At 61.2% G+C, this 23236-nt stretch carries 19 protein-coding genes and 1 pseudogene; 13 read left to right on the top strand and 7 right to left on the bottom strand.

The window, feature by feature from the left end; genetic code table 11:
• The 9 genes and pseudogenes from tuf to rpsO form a co-directional block, all read left to right on the top strand.
• A pseudogene (gene tuf, locus ACFMO7_RS05025) lies at positions 1–137 on the top strand (elongation factor Tu); the annotation flags it as partial.
• Positions 138–498: 361 nt separating this feature from the next.
• Entirely contained in the window at positions 499–669 is a 171-nt protein-coding gene (gene rpmG / locus ACFMO7_RS05020; protein ID WP_376794418.1) for a 50S ribosomal protein L33, read from the top strand.
• Between the two features lie 40 nt (positions 670–709).
• The gene (gene secE / locus ACFMO7_RS05015) at positions 710–1090 is read left to right on the top strand and encodes a preprotein translocase subunit SecE (RefSeq protein WP_376794417.1); all 381 of its coding nucleotides are present in this window, start codon (positions 710–712) and stop codon (positions 1088–1090) included.
• A 616-nt stretch (positions 1091–1706) separates the two neighbouring features.
• Complete coding sequence (nusG, locus tag ACFMO7_RS05010; RefSeq protein WP_376794416.1) at positions 1707–2327, top strand: transcription termination/antitermination protein NusG; 621 nt, start codon at positions 1707–1709, stop codon at positions 2325–2327.
• Between the two features lie 291 nt (positions 2328–2618).
• Positions 2619–3041: a 50S ribosomal protein L11 gene (rplK, locus tag ACFMO7_RS05005; RefSeq protein ID WP_376794415.1), complete on the top strand. Its 423-nt coding sequence runs from the start codon at positions 2619–2621 to the stop codon at positions 3039–3041.
• A gap of 273 nt (positions 3042–3314) precedes the next feature.
• Entirely contained in the window at positions 3315–4022 is a 708-nt protein-coding gene (gene rplA, locus ACFMO7_RS05000) for a 50S ribosomal protein L1 (protein WP_376794414.1), read from the top strand.
• Positions 4023–4814: 792 nt separating this feature from the next.
• On the top strand, positions 4815–5360 hold the full coding sequence (gene rplJ / locus ACFMO7_RS04995; protein ID WP_376794413.1) for a 50S ribosomal protein L10: 546 nt from the start codon (positions 4815–4817) through the stop codon (positions 5358–5360).
• A gap of 69 nt (positions 5361–5429) precedes the next feature.
• Complete coding sequence (gene rplL / locus ACFMO7_RS04990) at positions 5430–5816, top strand: 50S ribosomal protein L7/L12 (RefSeq protein ID WP_376794412.1); 387 nt, start codon at positions 5430–5432, stop codon at positions 5814–5816.
• A 456-nt stretch (positions 5817–6272) separates the two neighbouring features.
• A complete protein-coding gene (rpsO, locus tag ACFMO7_RS04985) occupies positions 6273–6542 on the top strand; it encodes a 30S ribosomal protein S15 (protein WP_376794411.1) in 270 nt (89 codons plus the stop codon).
• A gap of 1000 nt (positions 6543–7542) precedes the next feature.
• On the opposite strand, the gene ACFMO7_RS04980 is transcribed toward rpsO, so the two are convergent.
• Positions 7543–7695, bottom strand: coding sequence for a hypothetical protein (locus ACFMO7_RS04980; protein ID WP_376794410.1), 153 nt, complete (start codon positions 7693–7695; stop codon positions 7543–7545).
• Here ACFMO7_RS04980 and ACFMO7_RS04975 point away from each other — a divergent pair.
• From ACFMO7_RS04975 to ACFMO7_RS04965, 3 genes are all read left to right on the top strand, one after another.
• A complete protein-coding gene (locus ACFMO7_RS04975) occupies positions 7687–10107 on the top strand; it encodes a polyribonucleotide nucleotidyltransferase (protein WP_376794409.1) in 2421 nt (806 codons plus the stop codon). The genes ACFMO7_RS04980 and ACFMO7_RS04975 overlap by 9 nt on opposite strands.
• A 379-nt stretch (positions 10108–10486) precedes the next feature.
• Positions 10487–11134: a uracil-DNA glycosylase gene (locus ACFMO7_RS04970; RefSeq protein WP_376794408.1), complete on the top strand. Its 648-nt coding sequence runs from the start codon at positions 10487–10489 to the stop codon at positions 11132–11134.
• Positions 11135–11548: 414 nt separating this feature from the next.
• Complete coding sequence (locus ACFMO7_RS04965; protein ID WP_376794407.1) at positions 11549–12328, top strand: L,D-transpeptidase family protein; 780 nt, start codon at positions 11549–11551, stop codon at positions 12326–12328.
• A gap of 419 nt (positions 12329–12747) precedes the next feature.
• Here ACFMO7_RS04965 and ACFMO7_RS04960 read toward each other — a convergent pair whose 3' ends face one another.
• On the bottom strand, positions 12748–13461 hold the full coding sequence (locus tag ACFMO7_RS04960; protein WP_376794406.1) for a zinc ribbon domain-containing protein: 714 nt from the start codon (positions 13459–13461) through the stop codon (positions 12748–12750).
• A 395-nt stretch (positions 13462–13856) separates the two neighbouring features.
• Between ACFMO7_RS04960 and ACFMO7_RS04955 the strand changes: the two genes are divergently transcribed.
• Entirely contained in the window at positions 13857–15227 is a 1371-nt protein-coding gene (locus ACFMO7_RS04955) for a glutamine synthetase family protein (RefSeq protein ID WP_376794405.1), read from the top strand.
• 338 nt (positions 15228–15565) lie between these two features.
• On the opposite strand, the gene ACFMO7_RS04950 is transcribed toward ACFMO7_RS04955, so the two are convergent.
• The 5 genes from ACFMO7_RS04950 to fabF form a co-directional block, all read right to left on the bottom strand.
• Entirely contained in the window at positions 15566–17206 is a 1641-nt protein-coding gene (locus tag ACFMO7_RS04950; RefSeq protein ID WP_376794404.1) for an APC family permease, read from the bottom strand.
• Positions 17207–17655: 449 nt separating this feature from the next.
• Positions 17656–19164 carry an APC family permease gene (locus tag ACFMO7_RS04945; RefSeq protein ID WP_376794403.1) on the bottom strand — a complete coding sequence of 503 codons (1509 nt, stop codon included), beginning with the start codon at positions 19162–19164 and terminating at the stop codon, positions 17656–17658.
• Between the two features lie 169 nt (positions 19165–19333).
• Positions 19334–20302: a TIGR03621 family F420-dependent LLM class oxidoreductase gene (locus ACFMO7_RS04940; RefSeq protein WP_376794402.1), complete on the bottom strand. Its 969-nt coding sequence runs from the start codon at positions 20300–20302 to the stop codon at positions 19334–19336.
• Between the two features lie 287 nt (positions 20303–20589).
• Complete coding sequence (locus ACFMO7_RS04935; protein ID WP_376794401.1) at positions 20590–21114, bottom strand: acetyl-CoA carboxylase biotin carboxyl carrier protein; 525 nt, start codon at positions 21112–21114, stop codon at positions 20590–20592.
• A gap of 777 nt (positions 21115–21891) precedes the next feature.
• Positions 21892–23136: a beta-ketoacyl-ACP synthase II gene (fabF, locus tag ACFMO7_RS04930; RefSeq protein ID WP_376794400.1), complete on the bottom strand. Its 1245-nt coding sequence runs from the start codon at positions 23134–23136 to the stop codon at positions 21892–21894.
• Between the last annotated feature and the right edge of the window lie 100 nt (positions 23137–23236).

Here is a 23236-nt window from a genome sequence, read left to right as displayed (position 1 = left end):
TGGTGATGCCGGGGGACCATGTGAACATGACGGTGGAGCTGATCTATCCGGTGGCGATGGAGGCGGGAGTGCGCTTTGCCATTCGCGAGGGGGGCCGCACCGTCGGCGCGGGCGTCTGCACCGAGGTGCTCGAATAAGCATACGGCCTGGCCAGGCCTGGCTGCCTCCCTGCCGGTCGCTGGCTGGCGCCCGTCTCTGCTGACCGCCTCTGCTGCGGGCCGCTGTCTCCCGAAAGGAGCGCGCTCTCAAGGCCCTGACGGAGTGCGGGCGGCTGCCAATGACCTCGTCATATATGGTCTGTCTGGGTCGGGAAGGGAAGTCCGCTGCCGGCTGAGCGCGCCGCCAACCGAGAGCCGCCTGGCCGGCAACGCCAGCGTTGCCCGTTCGCCTGCCGCTCCCTTCCTGACTTTCGCACATCCCTGAACCGCAGTGATTTGACGGTCAGCGACCTCTCCTACTGCCGTCAGAGGAGGGTAGCATCCCTGAACGGAGAGAACTATGGCTAGCAAAAGCAAAGAGAATCGCATCATTGTTGCTCTTGCCTGCTCCAATTGCCGGCATCGCAACTACCATACGTCGAAGAACAGGCGCACTCATCAGGAACGCCTTGAGTTGAGGAAGTTCTGTCCAACCTGTCGCACGCATACCATCCATCGCGAGACCAGATGATAGCCGGGCAACGATCACTCCTGATCGAGAAAGGGTCAACGTGGCAAATAAAATGGCCGAGAAGAAAAAGGCTACTTCCGCTTCAAGCGAGGTTCTGCAGGCCAATCCCCGCGGCGAGAAGGATGCTCCTGCCCGCAAGGAGTCAAAGCAGATGACGCAGCGACGCGAGGGCCGTCAGCAGGAGGTACGCCGCGAACAGAAGCCGTCCGTTTTTGCTCGCTTGCTCCAGCTGAAGCTGTTTCGCTTCCCCTACGAGGCCTACTACGAGCTGCGCTATAAGGTCACCTGGCCAACGTTTGAGGAGGCGCGCAATATGACCATCGCGGTGATTGCGCTCTCCCTCGCTCTCGGCATCGTTCTGGGGCTGGTCGATATTGGTCTCTTCCAGCTCTTCCGCCTGGTTACTGGCTCCGCCCGCTAGCCCGCTCGCTTCCTCATCGGCACGAACGGGCTGCTGACTGATAGATACGGCCGGTGATCGGCTCTGTCCTCTTCTGTAGAGGTGGAGGCAAGCGACCTGGCACTGGCGGGCTGAGTGGCAGGCTGAATGGCGATCTGGCCGCATGGGCTGGATACCGGCACGCGCGAACCTCGTGCGCCTTTGGCGCTGGTGGCCTGGGTAACCCCTGCCGGCCCAGGCGGACCTGACCGCTGGCCCCCGGCATCAGCCAGCAGGCAAGCAAACAGATAGGCAAGGAGGCATGGAAGGAAGGAAGGACGGGACCCTGCAGGGGCCTGGCCCGGCCTCCAGATCCTGAAGGGCGGTTCGTGGCGGAGGCGCTGGCCAGTTGTTCCTAAACCTGAATATGCGTACTGAAGTCAGGCTGGGGCGCTGTCCTGCCGATCGGATCGATTGAACGCCTGCCTCTATAGTGGGGGAGAGTGAGAGGGCAGACATACCCGCGCCTCTGTGTTGTAATTTCTGTGGAATGGACTGGACGGATAGGATGGGGACCCTCCCAGTGGCCAAAGGGTGGAAGGCCAGTGGGTTGGGTTGCCAGGTTTTAGCTGGGCAATAAGCAAGAGGGAAGTATACCATGGTTGCTGATGACCCAAACCCCAAGGAACGGGCTGGCTCAGAAACGCGGTTTAGTGCCGCGTTGTCGAAGTCAGGTAGCCCTGGTGCTGGAGAGCGCGCCTGGTACGCGATCCACACCTACTCCGGCTACGAAAATAAGGTCAAGAGCCATCTCGAAGCGCGCATTGCCTCGATGAACATGCGCGATAAGATCTTTCGGGTCGTCGTGCCAATGGAAGAAGAGGTGGAAATCAAGCAGGGGCAGAGGCGGACGGTACAGCGCAAGGTCTTCCCTGGCTATGTACTGGTCGAGATGATCTTGACCGAGGAGTCATGGTATGTGGTGCGCAATACGCCGGGGGTTACCAGCTTTGTCGGATCGGGAACGCGCCCGGTGCCTCTCCAGGAGCATGAAGTCAGGGCGATCCTGAAGCAGGTTTCTGAGGAAGCTGAGAAGCCGAAGACGAAAATCAGCTTCACAAAAGGTCAGAGCGTGCGCGTCATCGACGGCCCCTTCACCGATTTCATTGGGACCGTCAGCGACATCAATATGGATCGCAATAAAGTCACGGTGCTCGTCTCCTTCTTCGGAAGGGAGACACCGGTAGTCCTGGACTTCCTCCAGGTCGAAAAGATTTAGCCATCAACGCGAAGACGGGAGGTTGAGCTAAACCTCCCACTTTTTCATGCCTGCATGCGCGCGCGTGCAGGCATGGCGACGCTCAGCGGGCTGCCCTGCCAGGCTTACCAGGCGCTCCGGCTCTCTGGCCGAAAGCGCCTCGGTGACCCCTGCCGCTCGGCCCTGGCGTCGCCGCTCAATGCCAGTCGCTGTCAGGCAAGGCTCTCGCCTTTCTGCCCTGGCCGGGACTGGCATGAGTATAACGATGCACTCACTTTGCGATTGTCGCTTGTTGAGGGAGCTGGAGTTACAATGGCAAAACGTGTCAAGGCTGTCATCAGGCTAGAACTGCCTGCCGGTGAGGCCAAGCCCGCGCCTCCGGTCGGTACGGTGCTTGGCTCGCAGGGCATTAATATTGTGGCCTTCTGTAAGGAGTATAACGCCCGGACGGAGAGCCAGCGGGGCATGATCATCCCCGCCGAGGTCACGATCTACGAGGATCGCTCTTTCACCTTCGTAACGCGCACGCCGCCAACGACGTTCTTGCTGAAACAGGCGGCGGGCATCGAGAAGGGTTCTGGTACCCCCGGCCGAACAAAGGTCGGTACGATCGACCGCGCTAAGCTGCGTGAGATCGCTCAGCTGAAGATGAAGGACCTCAATGTCCATGATATCGAGGCCGCTGAGCGCATCGTCGAGGGGACGGCCCGCAGTATGGGTATCACTATCGTTTAGCACTGTCGCGCTCTTGTTCGTCTCCAACGCCGGAACGTCGATCGGCTCCCGCCTGGCTCGGAATATGCCTTCCAGACAGGGCAGGGGGAACCTACCCGCCGCTCTTGCTGCCCGTCAACCAGAACCAGGCCAGGTTGGCCGCATCAAGGTTCTTCGCCAGAGCGCTGGCAGAAGAACCAGCCAGGGAGGCGGCAGTTGTCGGTCAGGAAGGAAGTAAGAAAGTATCTGCCCGCCAGTCACTGCGGTAGACTACCACAAGGAGGGCTGACTGTCATGCCAAAAAAACACGGAAAGAAATATCTTGAAGCTTTGAAGCTGCTTGAGCCGGGAAAACTCTATCAGCCCCAGGAAGCCATTGCCCTGCTCAAGAAGATGAACTATGTCAAGTTTGATCCCACCCTTGAGGTCCATATGCGCCTGGGGGTTGATCCGCGCCATGCCGACCAGATGGTGCGCGGGGTGGCCTTGCTGCCGGCGGGTACCGGCAAGGATGTCAAGGTGCTGGTCTTCGCGCAGGGCGAAAAGGCGCGCGAGGCTGAGGCCGCTGGTGCCGATTTTGTCGGCCTCGACGATTTAATCAAGCAGATTGAAAACGACTGGCTGGGCTTCGATGTCGCCATCGCCACTCCCGATGTCATGCCGAAGATCGGGCGTCTCGGTAGAAAGCTGGGTCCGCGTGGCCTGATGCCTAACCCCAAGACGGGCACAGTGACGATGGATGTGGCGCGCGCCGTCAATGAGGTCAAGGCCGGGCGCGTGGAGTTCCGCATCGACCGCACGGCGCTCCTGCATGTGCCTGCGGGGAAGCTCTCCTTCAGCGATGAGGCCCTGCTCTCCAATGTGGCCGCCATTATTGATGCGGTGATGCGGGCCAAGCCTGCCAGCTCTAAAGGCGCCTACATTCGCAATATCGTTCTGGCTTCGACGATGTCGCCGGGCGTGCCGCTGGATCTCCAGTCGGCTCTGTCCCTGCGCGTCTAAGCCTGTCAGGGGATAAGGCCGCCCGGCCCTGGGCTGCTCTTGACGGGCTGACTGGCCACCTCCACCTGCTGGTCGGTTGGCCGGCCTGGAGGGAGCGGCGAGCCTGAGGGCGAACACACCTCGGCTTGCTGGCTCTCGGGCTGCCAGCTTGACGGCCTACCCCTCTCTCACCTATAATCTGAGCAGCCTGCAACCCTGGCGACCGAAGACAGCAAGTATGCCCGGGGCATCTAAATGATACCGTACGGTATCAGCTTGCCGAGGAGCGCGCTCTGCCCCTTGCCAGTAGACAGGTAGGCTATCACTGGGCGTGGGCAGAGTCAAGCAGAGGGGAAGGGTAGCAACGCGCGTGCCACCTGGGCCGTGTTGGCAACCTGGCGCTGGCCGGGTCGCCCTCACGCTTTCTGCACACACGTGCCACTCCACCCAACGTTACTGCTGCCAACGTAAGCTTGCCTCCGGGCCTTCGGTACTACCCTGAAGGCCCTTTTTCTTGTCCGAGCGCACGCGCCGGCGGCCAGGCTCTGCCGCCGGTGATCCAGTGCCGTGGCCCGTTCCTCTTGTTCGGAGGCCGGCCCGCCCGACCCCTGTGCATGCTTGCTTAGGGAGAATTCTCCAGTCATTCTGGCTGGCCTGCTCGGCCTGGTCCAGGCGCCCTGACGCCTCTCCGAAGGAAAGCGGAACGGCAGGTCGCCCGGGGTTCTTGCCTTAAGTGTCCCTTCAGCGCTAAAGCGACCTACAATACGAGAAAGAAGAGAAGCGAAAAAAGGAAAGAAAGGAGGGGAGAGTGGAATGCCCACACCGGCAAAGGCGGCCAAGATCGAGGAGTTGGCCGAGAAGCTGGCGCGCTCGCGGATCGCTATCCTGATTCAGACGCAGGGGCTTTCGGTCAAGGAGATGAACGAGCTGCGCAGCAAGGTGCGCCCGCTTAATGTCGAGGTGCAGGTGGCCAAAAACACCCTGCTGCGCCTGGCCGTGGAGCGCAACCAGCTGCAAGCCGTTGATCCGAGCATCTTTCAGGGCCAGACCACGGTAGCCTTTGGCTACGACGATGAGGTGGCGGCCGCCAAGGCAATCACCGATTACTTGCAGACCTCGAACCTGGTGGTGCTGAAGGCGGCTATCCTGGGTGGCAGCCATCTGACGCCGGAGCGCGTCGAGGCTCTTGCCAGGATCACCGGCGGTAAGCCCTCTGCCCAGGCCCAACTGGTCGGTGGCCTGCAAGGGCCGCTGTCGACGACCTACAGCCTGTTGACTGCTCCCCTGCGCGATCTCTGCTATGTGCTGCAGGCGCGTGCTGAGCAGCTACAGCAACAGCAGCAAGAGCCGTCGGCCTGACGGCCTATCCAAGAATCCGTTGCCTGGCTAGTTGAGTCTAAGATCATACGAATCCGAGGAGGTTGCTCCATGTCCGTTGAGAGCATCATTGCTGAAATTGAGAAGCTTAACGTTCTTGAGCTGGTCGAGCTGACCAAGCAGCTTCAAGAGAAGTGGGGCGTCAGCGCCGCTCCCGTGGCGGTAGCGGCTGCCCCCGCGGCAGCGGCCCCAGCTGAGGCCGCCCCCGCGGCTCAGCAGGAGGAGAAGACCGAGTTCGACGTCATTCTCAGCGAGGTTGGCGCCGAGAAGATCAAGGTCATTAAGGTGGTGCGCGAGCTGACGAACCTGGGCCTCAAGGAGGCCAAGGAGCTGGTCGAGGGTGCCCCCAAGCCCGTCAAGGAAGGCGTTTCCAAGGAGGAGGCCCAGCAGATCGCGGCCAAGCTCCAGGAAGTGGGCGCCAAGGTCACGATCAAGTAAGAGAGCAGGCAGGGCCGACTTCCGGCCTCACCCAGAGCAGAGAGGGCGCGCCTGCTGCGCTGCTCGCAGGCCAGCAGGCAGGCGCCGCGGTGGCGCCTGGCTCCCCCTCTCGCTCTGCGAGTGGCCGTCTTGGGCGCGACAGGTGCCGGAGGCTTCAGCTCGATCCCCGGCCTGAGTAGCTGACCGAGAAGAAACCGGCCACCCTTGTGCCGGTGATCTGGGAAAGCCCGCTCTCGGCCCCCAAGCCAGACGTTCTGCTGCCCGGCTGAGCGCTCAAGGCAGCCGGTATCAGAGCTATCTAGACGCTGGCAAACTAGCGTGATATAATGCATGGGTGTATTATCCAGGGTTAGTTAGTAGATTACTCAGGCTCAGAGGCTCTCGTCAGAACATCCTTTCATACCAGCTCAACTATCGACCATCTCACCTGAGCCTGCTGAGGAGGTGAAACAGAGGGTGGCATTGACTCGCGAGGATAAGGCCGAAATCATTGCTTCGTCTCGCGTCCACGAGGCCGATACCGGCTCGCCCGAGGTCCAGGTCTCGCTGCTGACGGCACGTATCAACCAGCTAACCGAGCACCTGAAGATCCATAAGCATGATTTCCATTCCCGCCGTGGCCTGATGATGCTGGTGGGCCAGCGGCGTCGTTTACTTGCTTATCTCAGCCGCAAAAGCCCGGAGCGCTATCGCGCGCTGATTGCCAAACTCGGCCTGCGCCACTAAGCGAGGCGCAGGCCGCCAGCTCGCAGGCGGTCGGTTGGCATGGCCTCTGGTCCCCTTCTCCGCCAGCTCACTTCGTCTCGCAGAGACCCCTCTGTGGATCAAGGCAAGGGTGAGAGCGAAAGCAGAAGCCAGCACCAAGGAAGCCGGAGAAGGGGCGAGCAGAGATGGTGTCTGGCTTGTCTGGTGCTTGCCGACCGCTCGCTGGGCGGCAGAGCTGCGCAAGGATAGGATCGGCGCGGGTCGCTCGGGGGGATAGGAAGAGCAGGCTCTATGCTAGCCCTGCCCAGCCTGGTCTGCGCTGAGATCCGCTCCCTCCGTGCGAGGCGCTTGTTGACTATCCCCAGCGCCTGTCGCAGGGCAGGAATGGAAAGCGCTGGTATCTCGTCCCTTCGCGTTTCGGTTCGGGTTAAGTACTCAAGGCTATGTTGGGCGTCTTATGATCGCTGTCCGGGATCATAGGTGACCGTCTCCGATTGATTTCCGAGGAGCGAAAGCACCTGTCACCGTCCGCTAAGCCCGCCAGGTCGGGATCAGCCTGGATGAGGCGGCAGAACACAAGCACAACACGCGGGAGCGCTCTCTCGTCTCGCCTCATCTCGCTTGCCGGAGAAAGCAACAGGAAAGAAAGAAGGTAAGAAGGCGGCAGCACGTCCTTTCCCACCAGGCACAGCGCCCTCCGCTTGCTATTGCGGGAAGATGGAACCTGATCAGGAGTAGCGCAGCGGCTGCCTGTCGGCCAGCGCCAGGCTGGCTGGCCCGAAGAGAGGCACAGGTACTACAGAGAGAGAAGGCAATGCTGAAGCGGCAATCTGCACATGTTGCGTCAATGACCGACGGTCGCTTGCTCGATCGGGCGGTCGCGTTGAGTTGAGATACTCAGGGGCTGAAAGCAGCACGGTTTTGTTCCATCTACTTACTCGCTCGCTCGTTGTAGCGGTTCGGAAGGAAATCAGGCAACCAGTGAAGCAAGAAAGAGCAGAGGCAGGGGATCCTATTCAGGTTATCGTTGCGAGCAAGAGTAGAAGTAGTAGTAGTAGTAGTCGGTCAGTTGTCTGTTCACAAGCACCCCGTTACGTCCCCGTGAAGCAAGGAAAGTTTCCAGGTCTACGGTCCAGCCAAGGGGTGTACAGTAGTCGGAGGAACTATGATCCATCGTCAAGAAGCTGTCATTGGCGGTCGCGTCATGAGCATTGAAACCGGACGAGTAGCTGAGCAAGCCAATGGCGCAGTGCTGCTGCGTTATGGCGATACTGTCATTCTGGCGACCGCTGTAGCCAGTGAAGAGCCTCGTGAAGGCATCGATTTTTTTCCATTGACCGTTGACGTTGAAGAGCGTATGTATGCCGCCGGCAAGATCCCCGGCGGGTTTATCAAGCGCGAGGGGCGGGCATCCGAGCACGCCATTCTCGCCTGCCGCCTTGCCGACCGTCCTCTCCGCCCCCTCTTCCCGAAAGGGTACCGCAACGATGTGCAGATTATCATCACCGTGCTCTCTGTAGACCAGGAGAATGACCCCGATGTCCTGGGAATCGTTGGTGCCTCTGCCGCCCTCTCTATCTCCGATATCCCGTTCGCTGGCCCGGTTGGCGCGGTCCGGGTGGGCTACATCGATAATGAGCTGGTGATCAACCCGCTGGAGTCGCAGATGGACCGCAGCCGCCTCGACCTGGTGGTGGCCGGCACGGCGGATGCTGTGATGATGGTCGAGGCTGGGGCGAAGGAGCTGCCCGAGGACATCCTCTTGGAGGCGGTGATCCGCGGCCAGGAGGCGCTGCAGGATATCATTAAGATGCAAGAGAAGCTGATGCAGGTGGTCAACGTGGCCAAACGGCCTTTCGAGGCCCCACCTGTCGATGAGGAGCTGCAGCGCCAGGTGGCTGAGTTCGTGCTGCCGCGCCTGGAGCAGGCGGTCAATCATCCCGATAAGACGGCGCGCTCGGCAGCCCTGACCGTGGTCCAGAATGAGCTGGTGCAGACCCTGGGGGCCCAGTATCCCGATCGCCTGAAGGAGATTATGGCCTTCTACGAGAAGGAGCTGAAGACCTATGTGCGCAATCAGATCCTGGACTACGGGATCAGGCCCGATGGCCGCGATCTGAAGACGATCCGCCCCATTACCTGCGAGGTTGGCCTCCTGCCGCGCACCCACGGTTCGGCCCTCTTTACGCGCGGTCAGACGCAGGTGCTGAGCGTGGTGACGCTTGGCTCGCCGGGCGAGGAGCAGATCCTCGATGGCCTGACTCCCAGCGAGAGCAAGCGCTTTATGCACCACTATAATTTCCCGCCCTTCTCGACTGGGGAGACCAGGCCGCTGCGTGGCCCGGGCCGCCGCGAGATTGGGCACGGCGCTCTGGCCGAACGGGCCTTGTTGGCGGTGATCCCCTCGCAGGAGGAGTTCCCCTATACCATTCGCGCCGTCTCCGATGTACTCTCGTCGAACGGCTCGACCTCGATGGGATCGGTCTGCGGCACCACCCTGGCCCTGATGGATGCCGGTGTGCCCATTCATGCCCCGGTGGCGGGGGTGGCGATGGGCCTGGTGACCGGCGAGGGAGAGCGCGCCGGCAAGTGGGCTGTCCTCAGCGATATCCAGGGGATCGAGGATGCCCTGGGCGATATGGACTTTAAGGTGGCCGGCACCGCCGACGGCGTGACCGCTCTCCAGATGGATATTAAGGTCAAAGGCATCAGCTACGATATTATGGCCAAGGCCCTGGAGCAGGCGCGCGAGGGCCGCATGTACATCATGGAGAAGATGCTCGATGCTCTCGATGCTCCCCGGCCCGAGCTGTCGGTCTTCGCTCCACGCATCCAGACGATGAAGATCAACCCCGATAAGATCGGCGCGGTGATCGGCCCTGGTGGCAAGACAGTGCGCAAGATCCAGGATGAGACCGGCGCCAAGATCGATATCGAGGACGACGGTACGGTCAATATCGCAGCCACCTCCAGCGAGTCGATGCAGCAGGCCATGGATGCCATTCGCGCTCTGACCGAGGAGGTGGAGGTCGGTCGCATCTATACGGGCACGGTCCGTCGCCTGGTCGACTTCGGGGCCTTTGTAGAGATCCTGCCCGGCAAGGAGGGCCTGGTCCGTACCTCTCAGCTCGCCGACTATCAGGTGTCGCGTCCCGAGGATGTGGTTTCGGTGGGCGATGAGATTACGGTGATGGTGATTGAGGTCGATTCGCAGGGGCGCATCAATCTCTCGCGTCGCGCCGCTCTCAGCGGCGAGCTGCCTTCTCAGGCCGAGCTGGATAGCGATCGGGCCGCAAGCCGTGGTGGACGCGACCGTGGCGGCTCTGGCCGCGGTGGCGGCGGCTATGGCGGCGGACGCGAGCGCGATCTGACCGCTCCCGGGCGCAATGTCGGCTATGGCGGCGGACGCGACCGCGGTGGCTACTCGGAGCGCGGCGGCGGTGGCGGTCGCTCGTCTGGCTACAATAGCGGCAACTATGGCGGTGGGCAGCGCCGCCCGATGGGCCCGGGTGGCTCGGGCCGCGGCCCGGGTGGCCCTCGGCGTGATAGTGGCTTCGGCCCTCGCCCCAATGAGCGTCGGTGGTAGCTCGCTTGCTCGCTTCCACCACTTCAGCGGCCTGGCGCGCCTGGCTGCTAGACTAGAGATAGAGAGGTCCTGTAAGCATCCGGTGCAGGAGGGGGCCGCGCTGGTGATGGCTCTGCCAGCAGGCTGCCCTCCTCTTCTCTTTTGGCTCGCCGCCCGCCCGCCCGCCTGAGCGCCGGCTCGACTGACGACGAGCCGCCGAGTGGACCTTCGCCTGACGCTCGCCGATGGCCCTGGCACCGGATGGCCTGGCCTGGCCGAGGCGAGCGTACCTGCTGGTCCTAAGCCTCTTGCAGCCAGGACTGAAACACTCCATAATGGTTGTCAATCCAGAAAGTGACCTACGCCAACCGAAAAGAGCATCTTATCTAGAGAGGTATCTATGTCGCCAGAGGAGATTCTACGGGAGATAGCCGCGGAGGTCTCTGTCTGCACTAAGTGCGGCCTCTGTAAGGGACGCACGAAGGCTGTCCCAGGCGAAGGTCCCCCCAATGCCCGCATTCTCTTCATCGGTGAAGGGCCTGGATATCATGAAGATAAGCAAGGGCGGCCTTTTGTGGGACCTGCCGGCCAGTTTCTCGATGAGCTGCTGCAGAGCATTCAGCTCAAGCGCTCGGATGTCTTTATCACTAATGTGGTGAAGTGCCGTCCGCCCGATAATCGCGACCCCCTCCCGGAGGAGATCAGCGCCTGCAACGACTATCTGGATCGCCAGATCGCCGCTCTCAAGCCACTGCTGATTGTGACGCTGGGACGCTATTCGATGGCCAAGTTCTTCGGCAGCGCCAAGATTAGCGCCATTCACGGCAAGGCTCAGAAGAAGGACGGCTATATTTGTATGGCGATGTATCATCCGGCGGCTGGTCTCCATCAGGCCAGCCTGAAAGAAACGATTCGCCAGGACTTTAAGAAGATCCCGGTGGTGCTGGCTGAGGCCGAACGACTGGCCGCTGAGGGGAAACTTGGAGCGGCTGGCTCCCAGGCAGCTCCCCCCCAGGAGGAGCCGCCACAGCAGCTCTCGCTCTTCTAGTAGTGCAGCGCTGGCCGCTCGCTCCTCTTCACCACATCCGACTCCGCCGCCCGCCCCATCCGCTCGGCTCCCTCTGCGGACGACTTGGGCGGGAGACCTTAAAGCAGGGCAATGGCAGCTCCTCAGGACGCCCAATGCGGGCGTCCTGCTCTATGCTGGCCCCCGGCGTAGCGTCTCTTCCTCTTTGGTTTGGCCTGGTCCCCGAGACGCTTCAGCTCCCCCCTCCCCCTGCCTCCCTCCCTCCCTTCCTTCCTCTCCTCAACTGTTCCAGGGGATGAAGGAGGGTTCCTGACCACAAGGTACCGGTCCTGTAATACCTTGATACATAATGATCTGCTCACTCTTGCTGGTGAGCTGTCTCTCTCGTATACTGAAGGCAGCAAGCACAGCTGCTCTTTACAGATGGAGGATACGATGCGAGCAATTTCTCGGAAACATCTTGCTCTTATCGCGTTGCTCGCCTTCCTCGTAGCACTGGCCTTCTCTCTGGCTCCCTTCCCTGGCGCTAGTGCGACCGCCCAAGCCGCAACCACCTGGAAGGGCATTACCATCAACTGGGCGAACGTGCGTCGAGGCCCGAGCACTCAATATGCTATTGCCAAAGTTTATGCGCCAAATACCAGTGTAACAGTCTATGCAAGCGTTGTGGGACAAAATGTCTGGGGCAGCCCCTACTGGTATCGGATCAGTTCCCCTACTAGCGCCCCACTCTACATCTATAGCGGCCTGGTCGTCAAGGCCCAGAGCAGCAGCCAGGCCAGCCCCTCGGGCAGCGGCAAGGTGATTGTCGTCGTTTTATCGAAGCAGTGGCTCTATGCCTATGACAATGGTAAGCTGGTCTTCAATACGGCGGTTACTTCGGGCCGACCCTCGCTATCCACGCCGACGGGGACTTTCCATGTGCTGCGCAAGCTGCATCCGACGACCTTCTACTCGCCCTGGCCGCCAGGCTCGCCCTACTACTATCCGCCCACGTTCATCAACTACGCTCTCGAATTCGACTGGGGTGGCTACTTCCTCCACGATGCCTGGTGGCATGGGGTCTTTGGTCCTGGTACGAACGGCTGGCATTATGACCCTGTGGCCGGCTGGACCTGGGGTTCACATGGCTGTGTAGAGATGTCGGTGAAGGCGGCGGCCTGGCTCTATAACTGGGCACCCGTGGGGACAACCGTCATTATCAAGTCGAACTAGCTGCCAGGCGCTCTGGCTGACAAGTTCTGCGTTGGCAGCTGTGCTTGCAAAAGCTCGTCTCGTGGTTGGGCGAGGGGAGGGAAGCGGAGCGCGCAGCCCGGCTTGAGTGCCCGCTTCCCTCCCCTCGCCCGAACTGTTCCGGCTCGGGCTGGCCCAACCCTGTTCTTCTCTCTTTCTTTCTCCACCTTTCTTTGCCTGGTTGGTGTCAGGTCCCCAGGCTACGGCCGTGGAGTGGTTGACTTGCTGGCCTTACTCGCCTTACTCGCCTCACCTGTCACCTGACTCAAATCGCTTGCCCGCCCTGAGCCGGTTCCCGCTTCGTCTTTGCCCTGTCCTGTCTACGCTGGCCAGCGCGGCGGCTTTCTGCGCTCATCGCAACTGCCTCGCCAATGAAAGCCGGACGAACAGCAACGGTTCGCTTAGCGATCGTAAAAGAGAATGCGCCCGCAGTTGCTGCAGGTTTGAATCTCGGTGCCAAGGCGCACACGCTGCATCTCGCTGGAGGTCAGCAGCACGCGGCACCACTGGCAGGCGTTCTGCTCCACGCGCGAGATCGCTCGACCCTGGCGGGTGCGCCGCAGGGTCTCATAGCGGGTAAGCAGGTCGGCGGGGAGGGAGCTGGCCAGCGCGGCACGTTGCTCTTCGAGAGAGCGGCGACGCTGCTCTAGCTGGTCAAGGCGGCTGCGGTGAGCCGCACTCTGCTGCTCCCAGTCCATTTCGGCTCGCCGTAGCTCCTCTTCCCGCTGGACAAGCTGGCGCTGCAGGGTCTCGATAAGATCCATCGCCTCCAGGGTACGCTCCTCCTGGCGACTTTGCTGCGCCCTCAGATGCTGCACCTCCTGCTGAAGACTGGTTAGCTCTTTAGGACTGGTCACGCTGCCGCTGTAGAGGCGCTGCTCCAGGGTCTGCAGGCGGCGGTTGATTTCCTCCAGCGTCCACTCCGCTTCTTGCTGGGCCTGCTGTCCCGCCTGCAGTTGCTGTCGAGCGCTGGCAAGCTCTTGACGCAGCCTGGCAAGCAGGCGATTATCGCTCAGAGCCTGTTTGATCCCCTGTCGCTCCGCCGCAAGGCGCTCAAGTTCAAGGTCTAGCTGCTGAAGCTGGAAGAGTGGAGCAGCGACATGAGTCGTACTCATGACCGATGCGTCTCCTTTCCGGGCTGCTGCCCTGACCGGTCGACCAGACCGGACCCCCATTGTGCGCAAGAAGGAACTAGCCTGTATTGTATCTCTTCTGAGACTCCTTGAGCAAGGATCGTGCGCCGCCCAAGGGATTGCTCCTTTCCTTCTTATCAAACAGAAATGATCAAACAATGCAAAATGTCTCAGGCCCTAACGACCCCCGGCGGCCTGGCCCCGCAAGAGGTGGGAGGAGCGGGAACTGGGACCGTCCAAAATGGCCGCTTGACTGGGCGGGCGTTGTCAAGATCGGCTGGATCAGTAATAATAAAGTTTGTCCTGGAAGACAGACGGCTGAGGTGAGCAAGCTGCCTGCCGGACAGCGTCCCAGGCAATTGTATTGGGAGGATCTGATGACAGCAAAGTCTATTTCCGATCTGTCAACCATTGAGGAGCTGAGCAGGAGCTGGCAGGAACGAGGTATTCGCCATGTGGTCTTCGAGCTGCCCGATATGCATGGCATGGCCCGCTCGAAGATTGTCCCTCTGAGCCGCTGGGAGCAGTTCGCCCGCGATGGGTTGCGCATGATCGGTGTCATGACAACGGTGGACTCAGGTACCAATCTGGTGCCCGGCACCTATCAAAGCGAGGAGCGCAACTACGGCGATGCGGTGCTGCGCCCCGATCTGAGCACCGCAGCGGTCGTGCCCTGGCTCGATGCCAGCGCCCGCGTGATCTGCGATGCCTTCTGGCCCGATGGCTCGCCCGTGGAGTCGGCGCCACGCTACGTCTTGCGCCGCGTCCTGGAGCGCCTGGCCGCTCTGGGCTACCGCGCCCATACCGCGATCGAATACGAGTTTTATTTGCTGCAGGACCTCTTGAGCAAGGAACCTGTCTTTGATCGCCTGCATATCTTCCATACGCAGCGCAATGTCGCCTGTCCAGTGCCTTTACAGATTATGGACCTCCTACCCGAATTGGGCTTGCAAATGTTGACCTGTAACTGTGAGTACGGCCCTGGACAGTATGAGATCACGTACGAAGCGGAGGAGGCTCTGGTGGCCGGCGACTACGGCTATACCTTCAAGAATGGGGTCAAGATGATCGCCCGCCGCCTGGGCTATCACGCCACCTTCATGACACGCCCCTTCCTCGATCAGTCCTCTTCGGGGGCCCATGTTCATCTCAGCCTGCGCGATGCCAGTGGCCGCAATGCCTTTCTTGATACCAGCGATCCTCATGGCCTTTCGCCCCTGGCCTACCGCTTCATCGCTGGCCTGATCAAACACATGCCGGGAGCGCTGGCCCTGCTTGCCCCAACTCCCAACTGCTACCGGCGCTACCTGCACCATTCTTTCGCGCCGGTCAATCTCAGCTGGGGCCTCGACGATCGGACAGCTCTGGTGCGCGTCAAGAATACGGGCGATGCCAGCACCCACATCGAAAACCGCGCCCCCTCGAGCATGAGCAACCCTTATCTGGCGCTGGCTGCTACCATCGCCGCCGGCCTGCTTGGCCTTCAAGAGGAGACGCTGCCTCCCCCCCTGGCCGACGGCCCGGCGGAAGAGCACGAAGCCTTTGCCCCGTTGCCAGCCACTCTGGAGGAAGCTCTCCAGCATCTGGAGGCCGATACCGCCCTGCGCGATCTGCTCGGCATGCAGTTTACTGAAATATTTATTAAGGCCAAGCGCCAGGAGTTGGAGCGCCGCGGCGACTACGTGCGTCAGCGTCTGCAGGCGGCCGAATTGGAGTGGGAAGAGCAGGAGTATCTGGCCGACTTCTAAGGCGCCGCGCGCGGCCAACCCGTCTGGATCAGACCGGGCAGGCAGGCAGGGGAGAACGCCCTTCCTGCCCAGAGACGGGCGAGGAAGGCGCTCGGGAACAGTTGGCTAGCCGTGCGGGCTGTGTCCCCCCACTTCCACTCCCACTCTCTCTTGATGCCCTGGCCCCCGCCAGCTATCGGTCCATACAATAAAAAAATAAAAAGGGAGAGGGAGATCGGCCATCTGGTCTTCGCTACCAGGCAGGCGCCGATCTCCCTCTCCGTCCGTCTGACTGCCTGAAACGCGCGCCCGGGATCGCTCACCGCCAGGCCGGGGACAGGCAGCGTACCCGTCCTGGGCTACACGTCGGCGCGCAAAATGCGGCCCAGAAATTCGTAGCGTTCAGGATGGCGCCGTGCCAGATAGAAGGCGTAGAGCAGTCCGATGATCACCCAGCCGATAACGAAGAGTGGCAGGATGTTCAGCGGGAACGGCGTTGGGAAGAAGCCCAGGCCGGTGAAGAAGTCGCCGATCACCGGCAGCGGCGGCATGATAAACGAGATCAGAGGAATGAGCAAGAAGAGGCAGCTCACGATTGGCGCCACCAGGTGGAAGAGCGGATTAAAGTTCTGGCGATCAAAGCGCAGCGCGAAGGCCGGCAGCGAGAGGTTCACCAGAATATAGACCACCAGGAAGCTGATCGTACCGATCGTCGCCAGCCAGGCATAGCTGGTGATGCCGCTGGTCTGAGTGTAGACCTTGCCATCGGCGATGCCCAGAGCATAGCTCACACTCCCGTCGGGATTGTTCTTCTGGATGATGAAGGCCAGGAAGATAATGACCAGGAGCGTGAAGAGGCTTTGGGCGATGATGGCATAGTAAGGACTCTTCCAGCGCGGATGCGTGCGTCCAAAAAGGCGCGGCAGGATGCCCTCGCGACCCATCGCGTAGAAGTAGCGCACCATGCCATTGTGGAAAGCCAGACAGGCTGCAAAGCTGCTCGTGGTGACGGCGATGATCATCAGGACCTTGAGCCAGCCACCGACAAAGTGATCGGCTAGATTATAGTAAGGCGTGGGAGCAATGCTGATGTTGCCCAGGGTATCGCCGGCGTGCTGCCAGCCAAGGCCGATGACAGCGCTGTAGGTGGTCCAGATGTAAAGCAGGGCCATGATCAGAATGACCGAGAAGATAGCCATCGGCACGGCACGGCGCGGGTTACGCGATTCCTCGCCATAGACGGCGCCGGCCTCGAAGCCGATCCAGGACCAGATACCCAGGGCCATAGCGACGCCGATGCCCAGGACGCCGCCCGGAGCCACCCCTTTGAGGTCGGCGCCGGCTGGCGTAAAGGTATGGAGCAGGTCGTGACCGGCAACCCCGCCCCGAATAGTAATCATCAGATCGAGCAGTACCAGGCTACCGATCTCGAGCACCAGGAAGGGGGCCAGCCACCAGGTCGACCACTTGATGTCGAAGAAGGAGAGGAGAAAGACCAGGACGCAGCCAATCAGGGCATAGGTCACCCAGCCCAGCGGCATCTGGAAACCAAGGTACGTGGAAATATTGATGTCAGCCAGACCACCAAAGGCCGCTTGAGAGGAAGCTTCGAAAATAGCGTATCCGAAGAGCATGAGCCAGCCCGCCTGGAAAGCTGTGCCAGTCCCCAGGCCATGCCGTACCCAGGTATAGAAGCCACCCGCCGAGGTCAGGCGACGCGAGAAATAGACGATCGAGACCCCGAAGAGCAACAGCCCGATCGCCGAGAGCAGGAAGACCAGCGGCACGCTGGCGCCGGCCTGGGCCGCCATGTTGGGGACGTTAAAGAACATGGCCGCGATCGGCGCCGCCCCAGCAAAGCAGTAATACATGACGCTGGGCATACCGATGGCATTGATGTGCAGCTTGTCAAGGTCCTGGCGCTGCTCCAGAGCGATATCTCCCTCGGGAAGTGCTGCGCCAGGCGCCGTCTGCCCCACCAATTCTTCCTGAGATGCCATAAATCACCTCCAGTTCAGGTCTTGCGGTTGAAGACCGGTCATCTGCAGTGCGCTTGATTGCTGAAAGAACGTTAAGCCTGGGTCTGGTGCTCTCCTACATGAGGGCGCCACTGCAGCAGCGGCGTCCCACCGTTGCGCTCGCTCAGCGCTCACCCTCCTGAGCGCTGCTCTCTCCTCTTCGAGGAAATAGCTCCCCTCCGCGCTCTTCTCTCTGTCCCCCTCTTCTGCTTTGGCCAGGCAGACAGAGGAACAGGGAGCATATAGGGAACGCTGGATGCTGGCCGGTCAGCGGGCAAGTCTGCAGACAGGCAGGCTGACCGGGCGAAAGCGATCGGCCGCAGAATGAAAGATGGGCCGCGGGCGGCGCTGACAGAGCCGCCTGGCTGCCGCTGCTACCAACGATAGCAGCAGAGCTACGCCCTGTCAACGCGCTTGCTGGGCCAGCTACGCTAAGCCCCTTGTTCGATCTCTTGCCAGGCTGCCTCGCCAGTGGCAAACATGCTAATGATAGCGCCGATCATCAGCGTCGCTGCTGTCAGACCGGCCACGATCAGGCTCCACTGCTGATTGGTCAGCAGGGGGATCCACGAATTGAGAGCCGTATCAACGATGGCGATAATGCCGGTAATCAAGCCGATGACCGCGCTCACCAGCAGGACAGGCATCGGCAGAATTCGATGCAGCAGCAGAGCGCGGCGATCGCGGATATACAGTCCCAGGATCAGGATGAACAGGAAGATCGTGGAAAAAGCCCACAGGATGGTTCCCGCCCCGATACCGACAAAGTAGACTTCCAGCGAGAGATCTGCCGGATTGCTGCCAAACAGATAGGGGATCACCATGAAGAAGAGGATTGTGATGAAGATGGCAGCTCCGGTCTGGATAGCAATGGCGCGCGCCGGCTGACGATTGCGGTTGAGCAGGCCAATGCCCACCGGAATGCGCCGGTCAAAGCCGGCTACCATGAGGAAGCGAGCGTAGATGTGGTTGTAGATCATCGTGACCAGGCAGAAGACGCCCAGCATACAGACAGCCACGACATTGCCGGCCAACTTCCCCAGGGCCGTATCGACGGTGGTCACGAGGGCGAAGAGCACGTAGGCGGACTTAGGTCCCTCGACGACCAGCACGGAGAAGGTAACGAGGACATAACCCAGCACCACGATGACCGTCCCCCACAGGAGATGGCGCAGGATCAGATGGCGGCGCGTCTCTGAGTTGGGGGCAATGGTCTCGGCCTGCAGCGTGATCGGCAGATAGACGCCCAGATATCCCAGGGTAATCACTCCGAAAAGGCCAAAATTACCGCCCGTCTTAGGGTCCCAGGTAATGAGCCAGTCTGAGAGCCGCGAGAAGCTGGTTGCCGGCGCATGGCCCGTCATCAGCCAGACCAGGCCCGCCGCCACGACCAGGCCGCTGGCAATCATTAAAAGGACAAAGGTGGCATTGGTGATGTTTTGTACCACGCGATGTGGCTGGGTTGCCATGAAGCCCGAGATCAGGATCACTGCGCAGAGAGCCAGGCCTTGCTGCCAGGGAGCGGTCAGCCAGCTACTGTTGAGACCCGGGATATAGCTGATCGCCAGGTCGCTGGTGGCCATCAAGAGCAAGGGCGCTGGCAGCCAGACGCAGAAGCCCATGAAAAAGCTCATGTAGCTGCCAAAGATACGATAGGCCCAGTTGTACAAAGAACCTTCGTGCGGAAAGATGATGCTCAACTGGGCAGTGGCAATGGCGCAGGGCACAAAAAAGAGGAGCGCACCGACTAGCCAAAAGGTAATGCCTGCCGCCCCCCCGGCAATGGCGTTAGAGACGTTGGTCGGAAAGAAAATCAGCAAAACATAGAGCGTCATCAGGTCCCAGCTCGTGAGTACGGCTGGCATGACCTTGCCTGGATACTCTTCGGAGGTTAGGGCATGTGGCGGTCTTTCCCCCTGTGACCGGCTACTGGTGATCATGGAACCTCCTTGACTGATTGCAGTTCCCACATGCCTTCACCATAGCAGATACTTCCATACATGTCAATGCATTTGTCTCACAAATGCAATAGTTGTAATACCTCGAGACAATCGATAAGAGTCTACTAGAATAGATGGAAGAGACTCATCTGGAGATAAGTCCTGGTAATTACTGGCCGCTTAGCATGGCCACGACGGGAGCGAGCGCCTCCATGTATTCTTCCCAGACCACCCAATATGAAATGTGATACTGCTGGCGATAGTGTTGCAGTTGGGTACAGATTTCCTCTGGGCTACCGATGAGGAAATAAGGTGTATTGGCGACCTGCTCCTGAGCAAGATGGTAGCGACTGGCAACCTCGGCCAGGGCCTGCTGGCGCTCGCTGGTCAGGATGACTTCGAGGACGATCAGATTCAGCTCGAGGGAGGCAAAGCGCGGGCCGGCGGCCTGACGAACCCAAAGCACCTTCTCGGCCAGAGCCGGTGCCAGGGCGTCCTCCAGGTCCAGACTCTGGTTCATGTGGCCGGCCACGCTGATAGTCTGGGTTCGTGGAGAAAAACCCACAATGCTCGCCTCGCGCGCCGCCAGCGAGAGCAGGCGTTTTCCGCTGCCACCTATCAGGATCGGCGGGTAGGGGCGCTGTTGTGGTGGCAGAGCCAGGGCCAGGCCCTCGATGCGGTAGTGCTGGCCGCTGAAGGAGAGCCGTTCGCCGGCCAGCAGGGCCTTTATGATCTGCAGCGACTCGCTGAGGCGCTCTATACGCACAGCGGGGGAGGCGAAAGGGATACCGCACTGCTGGTACTCGCTGGCCATCCAGCCGGCCCCCAGTCCCAGCTCGAAGCGCCCGCCCGAAAGAACATCGAGGGTGGCCACCTCGCGCGCCAGCATGACCGGATGGCGGAAGTCGTTGGCGAAGACGTAGCTGCCCACACGCAGACGAGTGGTAGCGGCGGCGATGCTGGCCAGAGCCAGTGTTGTCGCGAACTGGTCACCGATGTGATCGGGCAGCAAAAAGGTTGAGTAGCCAAGCTGCTCGGCACGCTGAGCCTGTGCCAGCAGAGCTGCAAAGTCGGGGGTTGTATTGTGCGAGAGAACGCCGAAGCGCAGGGGCCGATGGACGTTGTGCTGCTCAATCATAGACCTTGTTCTCCTTATCTCGTCTGGCCGTCTCCCGAGCCACTGCCCACTCATGCTCGGGAGAGAAGAAAAGACAGGAACCCGCAGGCTCGCTGGCCATACCGGAAGCCTCCGCTTTACCCTGGGTCCCTGCCTGTTTATCTGTCTGTCTGTCTGCCAACCTCGATGGAGGGGTAGTCGTCCGCGCTCGCCCTCGCCCTTGCCAGATGCCTGATGGCCGGCGCCTGGAAGTCCGGTGCGCAGTGGAGATTGTTCTTTCCCTGGCCTGCCAGGCTGGTTGGCGTCGGCTAGACCGGCTCAATGCGCATGAGCACCTCGTCTTTTTGGACGACGGCCCCGTTCTCGACCAGGATTTTGCTCACGCGCCCGGCGACGGGGGAAGGTACCTCGTTAAAGGACTTCATGGCCTCGATTAAGGCCACGGTCTGGCCGACCTGGATGACGTCGCCAACCGAGACAAAGGGCGGTTCATCTGGCGAGGGAGCTGCGTAGTAGACCCCCGAGAGCGGCGCCACGATGGGAAGTGTGCGCTCCTCGTCGCGGCTCTTAGCCGCCGGGGCCTTGCCAGGGCCTGCGGGCCGCCTGGCCGTTCCCTGGCTGCGGCTGCGCCCCTGAGCGACCGGAGCTGTCACTACCGTCTCAGTGAACGCTGGTGCGCTCACCAGCACCATGCCGGGCTGGCGGCGAATGACAATCTCGAGATCGTTCTCGCTCAGCTCCAGTTCTGCCACCGAGCTGCCTTCCAGGGCGTGGACCAGTTCCTCCAGGCGCTCGATCCAGGCTGTCTTCCGATCTTCTTCTTTGTTGCTCATCGTTACTCTCACCAAATCATGCGGCGCCGGAAGCCCCGGCGTTCCCGCCTGGGGAGGAGGCGCCGCGCCTTCCTTTCGCATACCCGTATCCATCTGCCCGCTGAAGCAGGCGACAACACTTCCACGAAACCCCATCCGATCCGCTTGTCCCACCCGGAAGGATTCAGAGGCGGGCACGGCCACAGGGCCACTCTGGACGCCGGTGTAGTTGCCCTTCGGAACTGCCGCACGCACCAGATCCCCCGTGCGAAATCCGCGCACCATCTTGGAACGCATCCTGCTCTTGTCCAGCACAAACACCCATGATCCATCCCTTCCTTTCGGACCCCTTACGGGGCCGGGAACGGGCCCAGGCGGACTCTCCTGGACCGCTCCCCTCACCCAAGTCGCCGGCCGGCCATCTGCTCCGGCCCGTTTCGCCCACACCCCGAAGGTTGTCTGCAGCCGGAGCTTCCAGGGTCCGGGACTGGGGAAGCATCACGGAGTGGGTCTTTAGTCTGCCGACGACGGAGCGGCTTCCTCGCCCTGTCCTTCGGCTCAGCCGCTTGGGCTGGTCAGAGCCGGGCTTGCAAGCTTCCCCGCAAGCCCTCGCCTGGGTTGAGCCGTGGGGTCTATGGCTCTTGGCCTGGACTAAAGACATAGGGCAAACCGGAGCGAGCGAGGGAAGCCCCCCGGGCGTGGGCAGAGCACGCCTCTGGCTAGTCTCCCTGGCCCCGGTTTGCTCAGGCCGGTGGGGAGGAGGGAAGCCGGCAGCAAGCAGAGGCGAAAGGCTGCCCTCTACTGGCCCTCCTCGTAGCGCTTGAAGAGCAGGCAGGCGTTATGGCCGCCGAAGCCCATCGAGTTAGACATCGCCACCTTGACCTGGGCCTGGCGCGCCTGATTGGGCACGTAGTCCAGATCGCAGTCGGGGTCGGGATGCTGCAGGTTAATAGTCGGCGGAATGATGCCGGTCAGCAGGGTCATGATGCTGATGACCGCCTCGACGGCGCCGGCGGCCCCAAGGGTGTGGCCAGTCATAGACTTGGTGGAGCTGATCGCCAGGCGATAGGCATGTTCACCGAAGCAGGTCTTGATGGCCTGGGTTTCGGTGCGATCGTTGTAAGGCGTCGAGGTGCCGTGAGCATTGATGTAGTCAACATCTTCGGGCCGCAGGCCGGCCTTGCGCAGAGCGATCTGCATCGCGCGCACCAGCCCGGCGCCGCCGGGGGCCGGCTCGGTTACATGATAGGCGTCACCAGTTGCGCCGTAGCCAACCATCTCGGCCAGGATGGTAGCCCCGCGGGCCTTCGCAAACTCCAGCTCCTCCAGAATAAGCACGGCGGCCCCCTCGCCCATTACAAAGCCGTCGCGAGTCGCGTCGAAAGGCCGACTGGCACCCTGGGGATCATCGTTGCGCCGCGAGAGGGCATGCATATTGTCGAAGGCCGCGATGGCGATCGGCGTGATACCGCGCTCGGAGCCGCCGGCGATCATCACCCTGGCATCTCCGCGCCGAATGGTCTCCCAGGCTTCTCCGATGGTGTGTGCGCTGGTGGCGCAGGCCGAGACCGCAGCCCAGTTCGGACCCCGTGCGCCCGTCATGATTGAGACGATGCCTGGGGCGCCGTCGATAATCATCATATTGATGAAGAAGGGGCTGATGCGGTCCGGTCCCCGCTCGAAGAGCACGCGAAACTGATCGTGGAGCGTCACCAGGCCGCCGATGCCGCTGCCGATGTAGACCCCCACATCGTCGGCGATCTCGTCGGTGATCTCCAGGTGGGCCTGAGCGAGGGCCTGCTTGGTGGCAGCAATGGCGATATGCTGATAGGGGTCAGTACGGCGGATCTCCTTGCGGTCCATATAGGCCGAAGGATCGAAATTCTTGATCTGGCCCCCGAACTTCACGCGGAAGGGGCTGGTATCGAAGCCGACGATTTCGGCGATGCCAGATTTCCCCTGGCAGAGGGCTTCCCAGGAGGACGCCACGTCGTTCCCCAGGGGAGTAATCAGCCCTAAACCGGTTACAACAACACGTCTCATTACGTCACCTCCTCTGTAGTCGGGTTCCCTTAACCGCTCACGGGCCAGCAGCCAATGCGCCACCTGGAGACCTGCTCCGCTAACAAGCCCTGATTGACTG

The sequence above is a fragment of the Thermogemmatispora sp. genome (genome assembly GCF_042408735.1).
Taxonomy (GTDB): Bacteria; Chloroflexota; Ktedonobacteria; order Ktedonobacterales; family Ktedonobacteraceae; genus Thermogemmatispora.
Note: the sequence above shows the minus strand (reverse complement) of the source record. Positions and strands in the feature narration are given on the sequence as shown.